The 17,090-nt window shown below is 67.0% G+C and carries 17 protein-coding genes and 1 tRNA gene; all 18 read left to right on the top strand.

Annotated elements, in window-relative coordinates:
• Window positions 1–170: 170 nt before the first annotated feature.
• The 18 genes from rpsO to nuoL all read left to right on the top strand — a co-directional run bounded on the left by rpsO (window position 171) and on the right by nuoL (window position 17,077).
• Entirely contained in the window at window positions 171–440 is a 270-nt protein-coding gene (rpsO, locus tag D3A59_RS15145; protein WP_119155780.1) for a 30S ribosomal protein S15, read from the top strand.
• Between the two features lie 204 nt (window positions 441–644).
• Entirely contained in the window at window positions 645–2,777 is a 2,133-nt protein-coding gene (gene pnp / locus D3A59_RS15140; protein ID WP_119155779.1) for a polyribonucleotide nucleotidyltransferase, read from the top strand.
• Window positions 2,778–2,873: 96 nt separating this feature from the next.
• Window positions 2,874–3,860 (top strand): NAD(P)H-quinone oxidoreductase, encoded by a 987-nt coding sequence (locus tag D3A59_RS15135; protein ID WP_119155778.1) that lies wholly within the window; start codon window positions 2,874–2,876, stop codon window positions 3,858–3,860.
• A 45-nt stretch (window positions 3,861–3,905) separates the two neighbouring features.
• The gene (gene tpiA / locus D3A59_RS15130) at window positions 3,906–4,646 is read left to right on the top strand and encodes a triose-phosphate isomerase (RefSeq protein WP_119155777.1); all 741 of its coding nucleotides are present in this window, start codon (window positions 3,906–3,908) and stop codon (window positions 4,644–4,646) included.
• A gap of 31 nt (window positions 4,647–4,677) precedes the next feature.
• Window positions 4,678–5,061, top strand: a complete 384-nt coding sequence (secG, locus tag D3A59_RS15125) for a preprotein translocase subunit SecG (protein WP_119155776.1) — start codon at window positions 4,678–4,680, stop codon at window positions 5,059–5,061.
• Between the two features lie 122 nt (window positions 5,062–5,183).
• A tRNA-Leu gene (locus D3A59_RS15120) sits at window positions 5,184–5,268 on the top strand.
• Between the two features lie 204 nt (window positions 5,269–5,472).
• Entirely contained in the window at window positions 5,473–5,832 is a 360-nt protein-coding gene (locus tag D3A59_RS15115) for an NADH-quinone oxidoreductase subunit A (RefSeq protein WP_119155775.1), read from the top strand.
• Window positions 5,833–5,858: 26 nt separating this feature from the next.
• Window positions 5,859–6,335, top strand: a complete 477-nt coding sequence (locus D3A59_RS15110) for a NuoB/complex I 20 kDa subunit family protein (RefSeq protein WP_119155774.1) — start codon at window positions 5,859–5,861, stop codon at window positions 6,333–6,335.
• Between the two features lie 12 nt (window positions 6,336–6,347).
• Window positions 6,348–6,944 (top strand): NADH-quinone oxidoreductase subunit C, encoded by a 597-nt coding sequence (locus D3A59_RS15105; protein WP_119155773.1) that lies wholly within the window; start codon window positions 6,348–6,350, stop codon window positions 6,942–6,944.
• A gap of 22 nt (window positions 6,945–6,966) precedes the next feature.
• Entirely contained in the window at window positions 6,967–8,220 is a 1,254-nt protein-coding gene (locus tag D3A59_RS15100) for an NADH-quinone oxidoreductase subunit D (RefSeq protein ID WP_119155772.1), read from the top strand.
• The gene (nuoE, locus tag D3A59_RS15095; RefSeq protein WP_119155771.1) at window positions 8,217–8,702 is read left to right on the top strand and encodes an NADH-quinone oxidoreductase subunit NuoE; all 486 of its coding nucleotides are present in this window, start codon (window positions 8,217–8,219) and stop codon (window positions 8,700–8,702) included. Before D3A59_RS15100 ends, nuoE begins: the two co-directional genes overlap by 4 nt.
• Before the next feature lie 14 nt (window positions 8,703–8,716).
• Window positions 8,717–10,060 (top strand): NADH-quinone oxidoreductase subunit NuoF, encoded by a 1,344-nt coding sequence (nuoF, locus tag D3A59_RS15090; protein WP_119155770.1) that lies wholly within the window; start codon window positions 8,717–8,719, stop codon window positions 10,058–10,060.
• 14 nt (window positions 10,061–10,074) lie between these two features.
• Window positions 10,075–12,399 carry an NADH-quinone oxidoreductase subunit NuoG gene (gene nuoG / locus D3A59_RS15085; protein WP_119155769.1) on the top strand — a complete coding sequence of 775 codons (2,325 nt, stop codon included), beginning with the start codon at window positions 10,075–10,077 and terminating at the stop codon, window positions 12,397–12,399.
• Between the two features lie 26 nt (window positions 12,400–12,425).
• A complete protein-coding gene (gene nuoH / locus D3A59_RS15080; RefSeq protein ID WP_119155768.1) occupies window positions 12,426–13,490 on the top strand; it encodes an NADH-quinone oxidoreductase subunit NuoH in 1,065 nt (354 codons plus the stop codon).
• Between the two features lie 28 nt (window positions 13,491–13,518).
• Window positions 13,519–14,016, top strand: coding sequence for an NADH-quinone oxidoreductase subunit NuoI (gene nuoI / locus D3A59_RS15075; RefSeq protein ID WP_119155767.1), 498 nt, complete (start codon window positions 13,519–13,521; stop codon window positions 14,014–14,016).
• A 62-nt stretch (window positions 14,017–14,078) separates the two neighbouring features.
• The gene (locus D3A59_RS15070; RefSeq protein WP_119155766.1) at window positions 14,079–14,726 is read left to right on the top strand and encodes an NADH-quinone oxidoreductase subunit J; all 648 of its coding nucleotides are present in this window, start codon (window positions 14,079–14,081) and stop codon (window positions 14,724–14,726) included.
• Window positions 14,723–15,031, top strand: a complete 309-nt coding sequence (gene nuoK / locus D3A59_RS15065; protein WP_119155765.1) for an NADH-quinone oxidoreductase subunit NuoK — start codon at window positions 14,723–14,725, stop codon at window positions 15,029–15,031. Before D3A59_RS15070 ends, nuoK begins: the two co-directional genes overlap by 4 nt.
• A 24-nt stretch (window positions 15,032–15,055) precedes the next feature.
• Window positions 15,056–17,077 (top strand): NADH-quinone oxidoreductase subunit L, encoded by a 2,022-nt coding sequence (gene nuoL, locus D3A59_RS15060; protein ID WP_205665201.1) that lies wholly within the window; start codon window positions 15,056–15,058, stop codon window positions 17,075–17,077.
• Window positions 17,078–17,090: the final 13 nt, after the last annotated feature.

Here is a 17,090-nt window from a genome sequence, read left to right as displayed (position 1 = left end):
TTGCCTTATAATGAGAGGTTCCGTGTCGCGTGACCGGGTCCGCAAGGGCCGGGTGCAGGCGCGGAAGGCAAAGCACGGCGTGGGTCGGTTTCACCCGCGACCGCAAGTGAACACGAAGCCGCTGTCCGCACCGAGCGGGCTCCCGGCGGCTTTCAAACCCAAGGAACGACATGTCGATTGCAGACCTGAACACCGCCGAGATCGTCAAGGCCAACGCACGCAGCGCCAACGACACCGGCTCTCCCGAAGTGCAGGTGGCCCTGCTGACCGCCCGCATCAACGAGCTGACCCCGCACTTCCAGCAGCACAAGAAGGACCACCACGGTCGTCGCGGCCTGCTGAAGATGGTCAACCGCCGCAAGCGCCTGCTGGCCTACCTGAAGGACCGCAACGCCGAGCGCTACACCGCGCTGATCCAGAAGCTGGGCCTGCGCAAGTAATCTCGCGAGATTGACGAGGAGCCTGTCTGGATCACCCAGCACAGGCTCTTTGTTTTTGGAGTCCAGGCCCGTGAAGGGGGTTGCTGTGTCATTCCAGGGCGGTTTCTCGAGCCGAGCCGCGCTGGAATGGCACTCCACTCCATGCCGAAGACTCCCGGTACACCCGGCCGCCGCAATGGCCGTCATCCGACCGGAGACTTATCCATGAGCATGTTCAACAAGATCACCAAGACCTTCCAGTGGGGCCAGCACACCGTCGTGATGGAGACGGGCGAGATCGCGCGCCAGGCCACCGGCGCCGTCGTCGTCAACATCGAGGACACCGTCGTGCTCGCCACCGTCGTGGCGGCCAAGAACGCCAAGCCGGGCCAGGACTTCTTCCCGCTGACGGTCGACTACATCGAGAAGACCTACGCCGCCGGCAAGATCCCGGGCAGCTTCTTCAAGCGCGAAGGCCGCCCGAGCGAGCTCGAGACGCTGACCTCGCGCCTGATCGACCGCCCGATCCGCCCGCTGTTCCCCGAAGGCTTCTACAACGAGGTGCAGGTCGTCATCCACGTGATGTCGCTGAACCCCGAGGTCGACGCCGACATCGCCGCGATGATCGCGTCGAGCGCGGCGCTGGCGATCTCCGGCATCCCGTTCAACGGCCCGATCGGCGCGGCGCGCGTGGGCTACGTCAACGGCGAGTACGTGCTGAACCCGGGCAAGACCGAGCGCGCGAACTCGCGCCTGGACCTGGTCGTCGCCGGCACCGAGGCCGCCGTGCTGATGGTCGAGTCGGAAGCCGACCAGCTGCCCGAGGACGTGATGCTCGGCGGCGTGGTGTTCGGCCACGAGCAGGGCAAGGTCGCCATTGCCGCGATCAACGAGCTGGTGCGCGAGGCCGGCAAGCCCGTGTGGGACTGGCAGCCCCCGGCCAAGGACGAGGACTTCATCGCCAAGGTCAAGGGCCTGGCCGAGGAGAAGCTGCGCGCGGCCTACCAGATCCGCTCCAAGCAGTCGCGCACCCAGGCCTGCCGCGCCGCCTATGCCGACGTGAAGGCAGCGCTGGCCGCCGAGGGCGCGGCCTTCGACGAGGTCAAGGTCGAGAGCCTGCTGTTCGACATCGAGGCCGCGATCGTGCGCAGCCAGATCATCGCCGGCGAGCCGCGCATCGACGGCCGCGACACCCGCACGGTGCGCCCGATCGAGATCCGCACCGGCGCGCTGCCGCGCACGCACGGCTCGGCGCTGTTCACCCGCGGCGAGACGCAGGCGGTGGTGGTCGCGACGCTCGGCACCGAGCGCGACGCGCAGATCATCGACGCGCTGTCGGGCGAGTACACCGACCGCTTCATGATGCACTACAACATGCCCCCGTTCGCGACCGGCGAGACCGGCCGCGTCGGCAGCCCCAAGCGCCGCGAGATCGGCCACGGGCGCCTGGCCAAGCGGGCGCTGGTGCCGGTGCTGCCGCCGAAGGACGAGTTCGCCTACGCGATCCGCGTCGTCTCCGAGATCACCGAGTCCAACGGCTCCTCGTCGATGGCCTCGGTCTGCGGCGGCTGCCTGGCGCTGATGGACGCGGGCGTGCCGCTGAAGGCGCACGTCGCCGGCATCGCGATGGGCCTGATCAAGGAAGGCAACCGCTTCGCGGTGCTGACCGACATCCTGGGTGACGAGGACCACCTCGGCGACATGGACTTCAAGGTCGCCGGCACCGCCTCGGGCATCACCGCGCTGCAGATGGACATCAAGATCCAGGGCATCACGAAGGAGATCATGCAGGTGGCGCTGGCGCAGGCCAAGGAAGCCCGCCTGCACATCCTCGGCAAGATGACCGAGGCCGTGAGCGGCGCCAAGACCGAGGTGTCGGAGTTCGCGCCGCGCCTCTACACGATGAAGATCAACCCGGAGAAGATCCGCGACGTGATCGGCAAGGGCGGCGCGACGATCCGTGCGCTGACCGAGGAGACCGGCACGCAGATCGACATCGCCGAGGACGGCACGATCACCATCGCCTCCACCGACGGCGACAAGGCCGCGATCGCCAAGAAGCGCATTGAGGAGATCACCGCCGAGGTCGAGGTCGGCAAGATCTACGAGGGCCCGGTCACCAAGATCCTGGACTTCGGCGCGCTGATCAACCTGCTGCCGGGCAAGGACGGCCTGCTGCACATCAGCCAGATCGCCCACGAGCGCGTCAACAAGGTCACCGACTACCTGCAGGAAGGCCAGATCGTGCGCGTGAAGGTGCTCGAGACCGACGAGAAGGGCCGTGTCAAGCTGTCGCTGAAGGCGCTGATCGAGCGCGGCGCCGCCGAGCAGCAGCCGGCACAGCAGCCGCAGCTGTAAGCCGCGCACGGCGCCCGCGACTCCGGCCCGCCGTGCGCGGCGGGCCGCGGCACGGGCGCCGCACTCCCTTTCCTTCCTTCCCCTGACGCCCACGCGATGAAAGCCATCGAGATCACCGAATACGGCGCGCCCGAGGTGTTGCGCCTGTGCGAGCGCCCGGATCCGGTCGCCGGCAGCGGCGAGGTGCTGCTGCGCGTGCGCGCCAGCGGCATCAACCGGCCCGACGTGCTGCAGCGCAAGGGGCACTACCCGGTGCCGCCGGGCGCCTCCGACCTGCCGGGGCTGGAGGTCGCGGGCGAGGTGGTCGGCGGCGACGCCGACGCGATGGCGCGCGCGGGGCTCGAGCTCGGCGACCGCGTCTGCGCGCTGGTGCAGGGCGGCGGCTACGCCGAGCTGTGCGTCGCGCCGGTCGAGCAGTGCCTGAGGGTCCCGGAGGGCTGGAGCGACGTCGAGGCCGCCGGCCTGCCGGAGACCTTCTTCACCGTCTGGTCCAACGTGTTCGAGCGCGGCCGGCTCGCCGCCGGCGAGACGCTGCTCGTGCAGGGCGGCACCAGCGGCATCGGCGTCACCGCGATCCAACTCGGCAAGGCCTTCGGCGCCACCGTGATCGCCACTGCCGGCAGCGACGAGAAGTGCGCCGCGTGCGTGGAACTCGGCGCCGACCACGCGATCAACTACCGCACACAGGACTTCGCCGAGGAGGCGAAGCGCCTCACCGGCGGCCGGGGCGTGGACGTGATCCTCGACATGGTCGCCGGCAGCTACGTGCCGCGCGAGCTCGGCTGCCTCGCCGACGACGGGCGGCTCGTGATCATCGCGCTGCAGGGCGGCACGCGCGCCGAGGTCGATTTCGCCAGCCTGATGCGCCGGCGCCTGACGCTCACCGGCTCGACGCTGCGCCCGCGCCCGGTCGCCTTCAAGGCCGGCATCGCGCAGGCGCTGCGCGCGAAGGTCTGGCCGCTGCTCGCCGAGCGCCGCATCAAGCCGGTGGTGCATCGCGTCTTCAGCCCCGCGGAGGTGGCCGAGGCGCATGCGCTGATGGAATCCAACCGGCATATCGGCAAGCTGATCCTCGCCTGGTAAGGCCCTCGTAGAATTCTGGTTTTTTCGCCTCCAAGGAGAACCCGCATGCGTCGCAAACTCATCGTCGGCAACTGGAAGATGCACGGCAGCCTGGCGTCGAACGCCGAGCTGCTGGCCGGGATCCGTGCCGCCGAGCCCTTCAACTGCGATGCCGGCGTCTGCGTGCCTTATCCCTATCTGGCCGCCTGCGTGCTCGCGCTGCAGGGCAGCTCGGTCGCGCTCGGCGCGCAGGACTGCTCGGCGCACGAGCAGGGCGCCTACACCGGCGAGGTGTCGGCGGCGATGCTCGCCGACGTCGGCTGCCGCTACGTGATCGTCGGCCATTCGGAGCGCCGCGCGATGCACGGCGAGGGCGACCAGCTCGTCGCCGACAAGGCCAAGATCGCGCTCGCCAAGGGCCTGGTGCCGATCGTCTGCGTCGGCGAGACGCTCGCCGAGCGCGAGGCGGACCAGACCGAGGCGGTGGTCAAGCGCCAGCTCTCGGCGGTGATTCACACGCTCGGGCCCTGCATTTCGCGCGTCGTGGTCGCCTACGAGCCGGTGTGGGCGATCGGCACCGGCAAGACCGCCTCGCCGGAGCAGGCGCAGGCGGTGCACGCGGTGCTGCGCACGCAACTGCGCGCCGCGACCGAGGGTGCCGACCAGATGAAGATCCTCTACGGCGGCAGCGTCAAGCCGGACAACGCGGCCACCCTGTTCGCGCAACCGGACATCGACGGCGGCCTGATCGGCGGGGCCTCCTTGAAAGCCGCCGATTTCGTCGCCATCTGTCGTGCAGCGAGTTGAGCTGCACGCGCCTTTTCCAACGGAGATTTGAATGCAGTTCTTGACGACCGTGATCCTCGCGGTGCAGTTGCTCTCGGCGCTCGCGATGATCGGCCTGGTGCTGGTGCAGCACGGCAAGGGCGCCGACATGGGCGCCTCCTTCGGCAGCGGAGCCTCGGGCAGCCTGTTCGGCGCCACCGGCAGCGCGAACTTCCTGTCGCGCTCGACGGCGGTGTGCGCCGCGGTGTTCTTCGTCTGCACGCTGGCGCTGGCCTACACCAGCAACGTGCGTCCGACGGGCTCCGGCAGCGTGCTCGAGCGCGCCGCCCCGGCTCCCGGCGCCACGCAGATCCCGTCCGAGAGCGCGGCTGCGGCCTCCGCTGCGACGGTGCCGGCCCCCGCCGCCTCGGCCGCGACCCAGATCCCGGCCAACTGAACACCCCTTCACAAAAAGAGGGGTTGAGAAAATTTCTGTAGCAGCATAGAATACAAGTCTGTCTTGCAAGCGATCCTCATGCCTAGCGAGACAGACAAGCCGAGACGTAATTTTCGTGTACGGCCGACGTGGTGAAATTGGTAGACACGCTATCTTGAGGGGGTAGTGGCGAAAGCTGTGCGAGTTCGAGTCTCGCCGTCGGCACCAGATTTAGACGCGGAAGGGCTCCCAGACGGGGCTCCTCCAGACGCCCTGAAGTGAGCTGAGGGGAAAAAATCTGCACGGATAAATAGGGCGTGCTGAGGCAGCGGTCGGTCCGCTGAGGTCAGCGCGTTTTTTTTTGCCGTGACGGATTTGTGGCCGATTCGAGCCCCCCTCGCAGACTAGGTCAACCAGCGAGCCACACGTCCAATGAGCCTCGACCAGTACCTCCCCGTAATTCTGTTCATCCTGGTCGGCATCGGCGTCGGTGTTGCCCCCCAGGTGCTCGGTTTCCTGCTCGGCCCGCGTCGGCCCGACGCGGCGAAAAACTCCCCCTACGAATGCGGCTTCGAAGCTTTTGAAGACGCGCGCATGAAGTTCGATGTCCGCTACTACCTGGTGGCCATCCTCTTCATCCTGTTCGACCTCGAGATCGCCTTTCTCTTCCCGTGGGCGGTCGCTCTGCGTGAAATCGGTCCCGTCGGTTTCTGGGCCATGATGATTTTCCTGGGCATCCTCGTCGTGGGCTTTGTCTACGAGTGGAAAAAGGGCGCCCTGGACTGGGAATGATACTGAGGATGACGAGGTAAAGCTGTATGGGTATCGAAGGCGTTCTCAAGGAAGGTTTCGTCACCACCACGGCGGACAAGCTGATCAACTGGTCGAAGACCGGATCGCTGTGGCCGATGACCTTCGGTCTGGCCTGCTGCGCGGTGGAGATGATGCACGCGGGTGCCGCGCGCTACGACATTGACCGCTTCGGCATGCTGTTCCGGCCGAGCCCGCGCCAGTCCGATTTGATGATCGTGGCCGGCACGCTGTGCAACAAGATGGCGCCGGCGCTGCGCAAGGTCTACGACCAGATGCCCGAGCCGCGCTGGGTGCTGTCGATGGGTTCGTGCGCCAACGGCGGCGGCTATTACCACTACAGCTATTCGGTGGTGCGTGGCTGCGACCGCATCGTGCCGGTGGACGTGTATGTCCCGGGCTGCCCGCCGACGGCCGAAGCGCTGCTCTACGGCATCCTGCAACTGCAGGCCAAGATCCGCCGCGAAAACACGATCGCCCGCTGAAGGTCGCACCCCATGAGCAAACTCGACACGCTGCAAAAGCAGCTTGAAACCGTGCTGGGCAATCGCGCAGCGGGACTGGTGCGCAAGCTCGACGAGGTGACGCTGACCGTTTCGGCTGCCGATTACCTGCAGGTCGCGAAACTGCTGCACGACGACCCGTCGCTCGCCTTCGAGCAGATGATCGACCTGTGCGGCGTCGATTATTCCGCCTATCGCGACGGCGAATACGAGGGGCAGCGTTTCTGCGTCGTCACGCACCTGCTGTCGATCAAGCACAACTGGCGCCTGCGGCTGAAGGTGTTCTGCCCGGACGACGATTTCCCGATGGTGTCCTCGATCACCGGCATCTGGACGGTGGCGAACTGGTTCGAGCGCGAGGCCTTCGACCTGTACGGGATCATCTTCGACGGCCATGACGACCTGCGCCGCCTGCTGACCGACTACGGCTTCATCGGCCACCCGTTCCGCAAGGACTTCCCGGTCACCGGCCACGTCGAGATGCGCTACGACCCGGAGCAGAAGCGCGTGGTCTACCAGCCGGTGACGATCGAGCCGCGCGAGCTGACGCCGCGCGTGATCCGCGAAGAGAACTACGGCGGGCTGCACTGACGCAGCCGAGCAAGAGACTGTCATGGCAGACATCAAGAACTACACGCTGAACTTCGGCCCGCAGCACCCGGCAGCGCACGGCGTGCTGCGCCTGGTGCTCGAGCTCGACGGCGAGGTGATCCAGCGCGCCGACCCGCACATCGGGCTGCTGCACCGTGCGACCGAGAAGCTGGCCGAGACCAAGACCTACATCCAGTCGTTGCCCTACATGGACCGTCTCGACTACGTGTCCATGATGTGCAACGAGCACGCCTACTGCCTCGCCATCGAGAAGATGATGGGCATCGAGGTGCCGATCCGCGCGCAGTACATCCGCGTGATGTATTCCGAGCTGACCCGGCTGCTGAACCACCTGATGTGGCTGGGTGCACACGGGCTGGACTGTGGCGCGATGAACGTCCTCATCTACTGCTTCCGTGAGCGCGAGGACATCTTCGACATGTACGAGGCGGTGTCGGGTGCGCGCATGCACGCGGCCTACTTCCGCCCGGGCGGCGTCTACCGCGACCTGCCGGACTCGATGCCGCAGTACAAGCCGTCGAAGGTGCGCAACGCCCGTGCGATCGCGCAGCTCAACGAGAACCGCCAGGGTTCGCTGCTGGACTTCATCGACGACTTCAGCCAGCGCTTCCCCAAGCTGGTGGACGAGTACGAGACGCTGCTGACCGAGAACCGCATCTGGAAGCAGCGCACGGTGGGCATCGGCGTGGTGTCGCCCGAGCGCGCGAAGAACGCCGGCTTCACCGGCCCGATGCTGCGTGGCTCGGGCATCGCGTGGGACCTGCGCAAGATGCAGCCCTACGACGTCTACGACCGCATGGAGTTCGACGTGCCCGTCGGCACCAACGGCGACTGCTACGACCGCTACCTGGTGCGCGTGGAAGAGATGCGCCAGGCCAACCGCATCATTCGCCAGTGCGTGGACTGGCTGCGCAAGAACCCCGGCCCCGTCATCACCGACAACCACAAGGTGGCGCCGCCGCCGCGCGTCGAGATGAAGTCGAGCATGGAGCAGCTGATCCACCACTTCAAGCTCTTCACCGAGGGCTTCCCGGTGCCGGAGGGCGAGGCCTACGCCGCCGTCGAGCACCCGAAGGGCGAGTTCGGCATCTACATCGTCAGCGACGGCGCCAACAAGCCCTACCGCCTGAAGATCCGGCCGCCCGGCTTCGCGCACCTGTCCGCGATGGACGAGATGGCGCGCGGCCACATGCTTGCGGACGCCGTCGCCGTCATCGGCACCATGGACATCGTGTTCGGGGAGATTGATCGATGATCTCGCAAGCCACCAAAGCCCGTTTCGATCGCGAGGTCGCGAAGTACCCGGCCGACCAGAAGCAGTCCGCCGTGATGGCCTGCCTGTCGATCGTGCAGCAGGAGCAGGGCTGGGTCTCGGCCGAGTGGGAGAAGGCCGTGGCCGACTACCTCGGCATGCCGGCGATCGCCGTGCACGAGGTCGTGACCTTCTACAACATGTACAACCAGCGGCCGGCCGGCAAGTTCAAGCTGAACGTCTGCACCAACCTGCCCTGCCAGCTGCGCAACGGCCGCAAGGCGGCCGAGTACGTCGCGACCAGGCTTGGCGTCGAGCTCGGCGGCACGACGCCCGACGGCGCGATCACCGTGCAGGAGAGCGAGTGCCTCGGCGCCTGCGCCGACGCGCCGGTGCTGCTGGTCAACGACCGCCAGATGTGCAGCTTCATGAGCGAGGAGCGCCTCGACGCGCTGCTCGACACGCTCAAGGCTGCCGCCAAGTAAGGAAGGCGAAGAAGATGTTGGACCTTTCGAAGTTCCAGGCCACCGGCCTGGAAACCTGCTTCCACGGCCGCCACATCAACCCGCAGATCTACGCGGGTCTGGACGGCCGCAACTGGCGCCTGAAGGACTACGTCGAGCGCGGCGGCTACCAGGCGCTGCGCCGCATCCTCGGCCAGGACGGCGGCGAGGGCATGACGCCCGACCAGGTCATCGCGGAAGTGAAGGCCTCGGGCCTGCGCGGCCGCGGCGGCGCGGGCTTCCCCACCGGCCTGAAGTGGAGCTTCATGCCGCGCCAGTTCCCGGGCCAGAAGTACCTTGTCTGCAACTCCGACGAGGGCGAGCCGGGCACGTGCAAGGACCGCGACATCCTGCGCTACAACCCGCACATCGTGATCGAGGGCATGGCCATCGCCGCCTACGCGATGGGCATCAGCGCCGGCTACAACTACATCCACGGCGAGATCTTCGAGGTGTACGAGCGCTTCGAGGAGGCGCTGGAGGAGGCGCGCGCCGCGGGCTTCCTCGGCGACAGGATCATGAGCTCGAACTTCAGCTTCCAGCTGCATGCGGCCCACGGCTGGGGCGCCTACATCTGCGGCGAGGAGACCGCGCTGCTCGAGTCGCTCGAGGGCAAGAAGGGCCAGCCGCGCTTCAAGCCGCCGTTCCCGGCGAGCTACGGCCTCTACGGCAAGCCGACGACGATCAACAACACCGAGACCTTCGCGGCGGTGCCCTGGATCATCCGCAACGGCGGCCAGGCCTATCTGGAGTGCGGCAAGCCGAACAACGGCGGCACGAAGATCTACTCGGTGTCCGGCGACGTGGAGCGTCCGGGCAACTACGAGATCCCGATGGGCACGCCGTTCTCGAAGCTGCTCGAGCTCGCCGGCGGCGTGCGCGCGGGCCGCAAGCTCAAGGGCGTGATCCCGGGCGGCTCGTCCGCGCCGGTGCTGCCGGGCCACATCATGATGGACTGCACGATGGACTATGACTCCATCGCCAAGGCCGGCTCGATGCTGGGCTCGGGCGCCGTCATCGTGATGGACGACACGCGCTGCGCGGTCAAGTCGCTGCTGCGCCTCTCGTACTTCTACATGCACGAGTCCTGCGGGCAGTGCACGCCGTGCCGCGAGGGCACCGGCTGGATGTGGCGCATGCTCGACCGCATCGAGCACGGCAAGGGCCGTCCCGAGGACATGGACCTGCTGAACTCGGTGGCCGACAACATCCAGGGGCGCACGATCTGCGCGCTGGGTGACGCGGCGGCGATGCCGGTGCGCGCCTTCATCAAGCACTACCGCGATGAGTTCGCTCATCACATCGAACACAAGACCTGTCTGGTCCCCGCCTACGTCTGAGGACCCGAAGCACCATGGTTGAAATCGAACTCGACGGGAAGAAGGTGGAAGTGCCCGAGGGCAGCATGGTCATGCATGCTGCCGAGAAGGCCGGCACCTACGTCCCGCATTTCTGCTATCACAAGAAGCTGTCGATCGCGGCGAACTGCCGCATGTGCCTCGTCGAGGTCGAGAAGGCACCGAAGCCGCTGCCCGCCTGTGCCACCCCGGTGACGCAGGGCATGATCGTGCGCACGAAGAGCGACAAGGCGGTCAAGGCGCAGCAGGGCGTGATGGAATTCCTGCTGATCAACCACCCGCTCGACTGCCCGATCTGCGACCAGGGCGGCGAGTGCCAGCTGCAGGACCTCGCCGTCGGCTACGGCGCCTCGAACTCGCGCTACGCCGAGGAAAAGCGCGTCGTGTTCCACAAGGACGTCGGCCCGCTGCTGTCGCTCGAGGAGATGACGCGCTGCATCCACTGCACGCGCTGCGTCCGCTTCGGCCAGGAGATCGCCGGGCAGATGGAGCTCGGCATGGTCAACCGCGGCGAGCACTCCGAGATCATGAGCTTCGTCGGCGACACGGTCGACTCCGAGCTGTCGGGCAACATGATCGACCTGTGCCCGGTCGGCGCGATCACGAGCAAGCCCTACCGCTACTCGGCGCGTCCGTGGGAGCTGTCGCGCCGCAAGTCGGTCAGTCCGCACGACTCGACCGGCTCGAACCTGATCGTGCAGGTGCGCGCCGGCCGCGTGATGCGCGTGCTGCCGCTCGAGAACGAGGCGGTCAACGAGTGCTGGATCGCCGACCGCGACCGTTTCTCGTACGAGGCGCTGAACGCCAACGAGCGCCTGACGCAGCCGATGCTCAAGCAGGGCGGCCAGTGGCGCGAGGTGGACTGGACCACGGCGCTCGAGTACGTCGCCAACGGCCTCAAGCAGATCAGGGAGCAGCACGGCGCGCACAGCATCGGCGCGCTCGGCACCGCGCACAGCACGGTGGAGGAGCTGCACCTGCTGGCCAAGCTCGTGCGCGGCCTCGGCAGCGAGAACATCGACTTCCGCACCCGCCATGCCGACTTCGCGGCAGGGCAGGGCGCACGCTGGCTCGGCACCTCGATCGCGTCGCTGTCGACGCTGCAGCGCGCGCTGGTGGTCGGCTCCTTCCTGCGCAAGGACCACCCGCTGTTCGCGCAGCGCCTGCGCCAGGCCGCCAAGCGCGGCTGCCAGGTGCATAGCCTGCATGCGCTGGCCGACGACTGGCTGATGCCGATGGCCTCGACCACGATCGCCGAGCCGAGCGCCTGGCTGCGGGCGCTGGCCAACGTGGCCGCTGCGGTCGCTGCCGAGCGTGGCGCCGCGTCGCCGTTCGGTGGCGAGGCGACCGAGCCGGCCGTGGTCGTCGCGCGCTCGCTGCTGTCGGGCGAGCACAAGGCGGTGCTGCTCGGCAACGCCGCCGCGCAGCACCCGCAGGCCGATGCGCTGCTGGCCGTCGCGAACTGGATCGCCGAGCAGACCGGCGCGACCGTCGGCTACCTGAGCGAGGCCGCCAACACCGTCGGCGCGCAGCTCGTGAAGGCGATGCCCGGACAGGGCGGCCTCAACGCCGGCCAGATGCTGACCGAGTCGCTCAAGGCCTACCTGCTGCTGAACGTCGAGCCCGAGCTCGATGCCGCCAATGCGGCACAGGCGCTGAAGGTGATGCACGGCGCCGAGATGGTCGTCGCGATGACGGCGTTCAAGACCGCCGCGCTCGACTACGCCGACGTGCTGCTGCCGATCGCGCCCTTCGCCGAGACCTCGGGCACCTTCGTCAACGCCGAGGGCCGCGTGCAGAGCTTCTTCGGCGTGGCCAAGCCGCAGGGCGAGACCCGTCCGGCGTGGAAGGTGCTGCGCGTGCTCGGCAACGTGCTGGGCCTGCAGGGCTTCGCGCAGGAGACCTCCGAGGAAGTGCGTGCCGAGGCGCTGGGCGACGTCGAGCAGCTGCGCTCGCGCCTCGACAACCGCGCGGTCGCGTCGCAGGTGAAGGCTTCGGCACCGGCCGCGGCGGGCGGCCTCGAGCGCATCGCGCACGTGCCGATCTACAGCTCCGACGCGCTGGTGCGCCGTGCCCCGTCGCTGCAGATGACGGCCGACGCGCGTCCGCCGGTGGCCTGGCTGCCGGCAGCGCTGTGGTCGCAGCTCGGTCTGGCGCCGGGCGCCAGGGTGCGCGTGAGCCAGGGCGGCGCGGCAGTGGAGCTGCTGGCAGTGCCCGACGCGTCGCTGCCGGCGCAGTGCGTGCGCGTGGCCGCCGGCCACCCGGCGACCGCCGCGCTCGGCGCGATGTTCGGTCCGATCCGCGTCGAGCGGGCGCAATGAGGGCGTGAGGCGAGAGGGAGACCGCAATGCTTGAAACCATCACTGGCTACGGCCAGACCACCCTCGGCGGCCTGTGGCCGCTGGTGTGGTCGCTCGTGAAGATCGTCGCGGTGGTGCTGCCGCTGATGATCTGTGTCGCCTACCTGACGCTGTGGGAGCGCAAGGCCATCGGCTGGACGCAGATCCGCCCCGGTCCGAACCGGGTCGGTCCCTTCGGCCTGCTGCAGCCGATCGCCGACGCGGTCAAGCTGATCTTCAAGGAGATCATCGCCCCGACCGCGGCGAACAAGGGCCTGTTCTTCCTGGCGCCGATCATGACCATCATGCCGGCGCTGGCTGCGTGGGCGGTGGTGCCGTTCGGCCCGGACGTGGCGCTGGCCAACATCAACGCCGGCCTGCTGTTCCTGATGGCCATCACCTCGCTCGAGGTCTACGGCGTGATCATCGCCGGCTGGGCCTCGAACTCGAAGTACGCCTTCCTGGGCGCGCTGCGCGCGTCCGCGCAGATGGTGTCCTACGAGATCGCGATGGGCTTCTGCTTCGTCGTGGTGCTGATGGTCGCCGGCAGCCTGAACATGACCGAGATCGTCATGAGCCAGTCGCGTGGGCAGATGGCCGAGATGGGCCTGACCTTCCTGTCGTGGAACTGGCTGCCGCTGCTGCCGATCTGCGTGGTGTACTTCATCTCCGGCATCGCCGAGACGAACCGCCATCCCTTCGACGTCGTCGAGGGCGAGTCTGAGATCGTCGCCGGTCACATGATCGAGTACTCCGGCATGGCCTTCGCGATGTTCTTCCTGGCCGAGTACGCGAACATGATCCTGATCGCCGCACTCGCCGCGCTGATGTTCTTCGGTGGCTGGCTGCCCCCGATCGACAGCGCACTGTTCAACTGGATCCCGGGCTGGATCTGGCTGGGGATCAAGACCTTCGTGCTCGTCACGATGTTCCTGTGGATCCGCGCGACCTTCCCGCGCTTCCGCTACGACCAGATCATGCGCCTGGGCTGGAAGATCTTCATTCCGGTGACGCTGGTGTGGCTCGTGGTGATCGGACTGTGGATGCAGTCGCCCTGGAACATCTGGCCCTGAGCCGCGGAAGTCGACGAGGTAAAAAACCATGTCTGCTGTAGCTTCCATCAAGCATTTCGTCAACAGCTTCATGTTGACGGAGCTCTTCAAGGGGCTGGCCCTCACGGGCCGGCACTTTCTGTCGCGCAACATCACGGTGCAGTTCCCCGAGGAGAAGACGCCGCTGTCGCCGCGCTTCCGCGGCCTGCACGCGCTGCGCCGCTACGAGAACGGCGAGGAGCGCTGCATCGCCTGCAAGCTGTGCGAGGCGGTGTGCCCCGCGATGGCGATCACGATCGAGTCCGACATCCGCGCCGACGGCTCGCGCCGCACGACGCGCTACGACATCGACCTGACCAAGTGCATCTTCTGCGGCTTCTGCGAGGAGAGCTGCCCGGTCGACTCGATCGTCGAGACCAACATCCTCGAGTACCACGGCGAGAAGCGCGGCGACCTGTACTTCACGAAGGACATGCTGCTCGCGGTGGGCGACCGCTACGAGAAGGAGATCGCGGCCGCTAAGGAGGCTGACGCGCGCTACCGCTGAAACCCGGCGGAGCCCACGAGATGCCGGCGTGGAGGCCGGCCAGCCCGAAAACAGAGAACGACATGGATACCACGACCGCGCTCTTTTACGTCTTCTCCGCGGTCCTGCTCTTCGCAGGATTCCGCGTGATCACCGCCCGCAGCACCGTGCATGCGGCCCTCTACCTGGTGCTTGCCTTCTTCAACGCGTCCTGCGTGTGGATGCTGCTGCGCGCCGAGTTCCTTGCCATCGCGCTGGTGCTCGTCTACGTCGGCGCGGTCATGGTGCTGTTCCTCTTCGTCGTGATGATGCTCGACTTCAACAACGAGCAGGTGCGCGACGGCTTCTGGAAGCACTTCCCGCTCGCCGCGGTGATCGGCGTGGTGATCGCGCTGGAGATGGCGGTGGTGCTGCTTGGCGGCTTCCGCCTCAGCGAGGTGCAGCCGATGGCGCCCGAGCTCGCGCAGCTCGGCAACACCAAGGCGCTCGGCGTGGTGCTCTACACCCAGTACCTGTATCCGCTCGAGATCGCCGCGGTGATCCTGCTCGTCGCGATCATCGCCGCGATCGCGCTGACGATGCGCCGCCGCAAGGACTCGCGCTGGACCGACCCGGCCGAGCAGGTGCGCGTGACCAAGGCGCAGCGCCTGCGCATCGTGAACGTGCCGGTGGCGCGCGAGGCCGCCGCCTCGACCGAACAACAAGCTGCGCCGAATGGAGGCCAGGCATGACGCTCACGCTCGGACATTACCTTTCGCTGGGCGCGATCCTGTTCGCGATGTCGGTGATCGGCATCTTCATGAACCGCAAGAACCTGATCGTGCTGCTGATGGCGATCGAGCTGATGCTGCTGGCGGTCAACCTGAACTTCGTCGCCTTCTCGCACTACCTGGGCGACATGGCCGGCCAGGTGTTCGTGTTCTTCATCCTGACGGTGGCGGCGGCCGAATCGGCCATCGGCCTGGCGATCCTGGTGGTGCTGTTCCGCAATCGCGAGACGATCAACGTCAGCGAGCTGGACACCCTCAAGGGCTAAAGCGCGGAGCGGAAAAGTCACAACATGAACGAGCTCTCTTCGACCCTGCTCCTGGCGGTGCCGCTGGCACCGCTGCTCGGAGCCATCCTCGCCGGCCTGTTCGGCAGCTTCATCGGCCGCCGCGGCGCCCACGTCTTCACGATCCTCGGCGTCGCGATCGCCTTCGTCATCTCCGCCCTCGTGCTCAAGCAGGTGGCGGTGGACGGCGCGCGCTTCAACGCCACCATCTACGAATGGATGGTGCTCGGCGGCCTGAAGATGGAAGTCGGCTTCCTCGTCGACGGCCTGACCGCGATGATGATGGTGGTCGTCACCTTCGTGTCGCTGATGGTGCATATCTACACCATCGGCTACATGGAGGAGGACCCCGGCTACCAGCGCTTCTTCTCCTACATCTCGCTGTTCACGTTCTCGATGCTCATGCTGGTCATGAGCAACAACCTGCTGCAGCTCTTCTTCGGCTGGGAGGCGGTGGGCCTGGTGTCCTACCTGCTGATCGGCTTCTGGTTCAACAAGCCGAGCGCGATCTTCGCCAACATGAAGGCCTTCCTGGTCAACCGGGTCGGCGACTTCGGCTTCATCCTCGGCATCGGCCTGATCGTCGCCTACACCGGCACGCTCAACTACACCGAGATCTTCGCGCGCGCTCCCGAGCTCGGCACGCTGATCTTCCCCGGCACCGAGTGGCTGCTGATCACGGTGATCTGCATCTGCCTGTTCATCGGCGCGATGGGCAAGTCGGCGCAGTTCCCGCTGCACGTCTGGCTGCCGGACTCGATGGAAGGCCCGACGCCGATCTCCGCGCTGATCCACGCGGCCACCATGGTGACCGCGGGCATCTTCATGGTGTCGCGCATGTCCCCGCTGTTCGAGCTGTCGGACGCCGCGCTGAACTTCATCCTGATCATCGGCGCGATCACGGCCCTCTTCATGGGCTTCCTCGGCATCATCCAGAACGACATCAAGCGCGTGGTCGCGTACTCGACGCTGTCGCAGCTCGGCTACATGACGGTGGCGCTCGGCGCCTCGGCCTACTCGGTCGCGGTGTTCCACCTGATGACGCACGCCTTCTTCAAGGCGCTGCTGTTCCTCGGCGCGGGCTCGGTGATCATCGGCATGCACCACGACCAGGACATCCGCAACATGGGCGGCCTGCGCAAGTACATGCCCATCACCTGGATCACCTCGCTGCTCGGGTCGCTCGCGCTGATCGGAACGCCCCTGTTCTCGGGCTTCTACTCGAAGGACAGCATCATCATCGCGGTGCAGTCGAGCAACCTGCCGGCCGCCGGCTTCGCGACCTTCGCGGTGATCGCAGGCGTGTTCGTCACGGCCTTCTACTCGTTCCGCATGTACTTCCTCGTCTTCCACGGCAAGGAGCACTTCGGGCAGCACCACCACGGTGACCACCACAGCGACGAGGAGCCCGACCACGACCACCACCACGGCCTGGCCCCCGGCCAGAAGCCGCACGAGTCGCCGTGGGTGGTGTGGGTGCCGCTGGCGCTGCTGGCCATCCCCTCGGTCGTGATCGGCTACCTGACGATCCAGCCGATGCTGTTCGGCGACTTCCTGAAGGATGCGATCTTCGTGAACACCGAGGCGCACCCGGCGATGGCCCACCTCGCCGAGGAGTTCCACGGCGCCATGGGCATGGCGCTGCACGGCCTGCAGACCGCGCCGTTCTGGCTCGCGCTCGCCGGCGTCGTGCTCGCCTACGTGTTCTACATGGTCAAGCCCGAGATTCCCGCAGCCATCAAGGCGCGCTCGGGCCCGATCCTGCGCATCATGGAAAACAAGTACTACATGGACTGGATCAACGAGAACCTCTTCGCGAGGGGCGCCCGCGTCTTCGGCGTGGGGCTGTGGAAGGGCGGCGACATGGCGCTGATCGACGGTGTCGCGGTCAACGGCTCCGCCAAGCTGGTCGGCTGGTTCGCGGGCGTCGTGCGCCGCCTCCAGTCGGGCTACATCTACCACTACGCACTGGTCATGATCATCGGCGTCTTCGCGCTGATGACCTGGTTCGTGCTGTTCAACCGCTGATCGGGAGGCGCAC

The sequence above is a fragment of the Caldimonas tepidiphila genome (assembly GCF_003569765.1).
GTDB classification, from domain to species: Bacteria; Pseudomonadota; Gammaproteobacteria; order Burkholderiales; family Burkholderiaceae_C; genus Caldimonas; species Caldimonas tepidiphila.
Note: the sequence above shows the minus strand (reverse complement) of the source record. Positions and strands in the feature narration are given on the sequence as shown.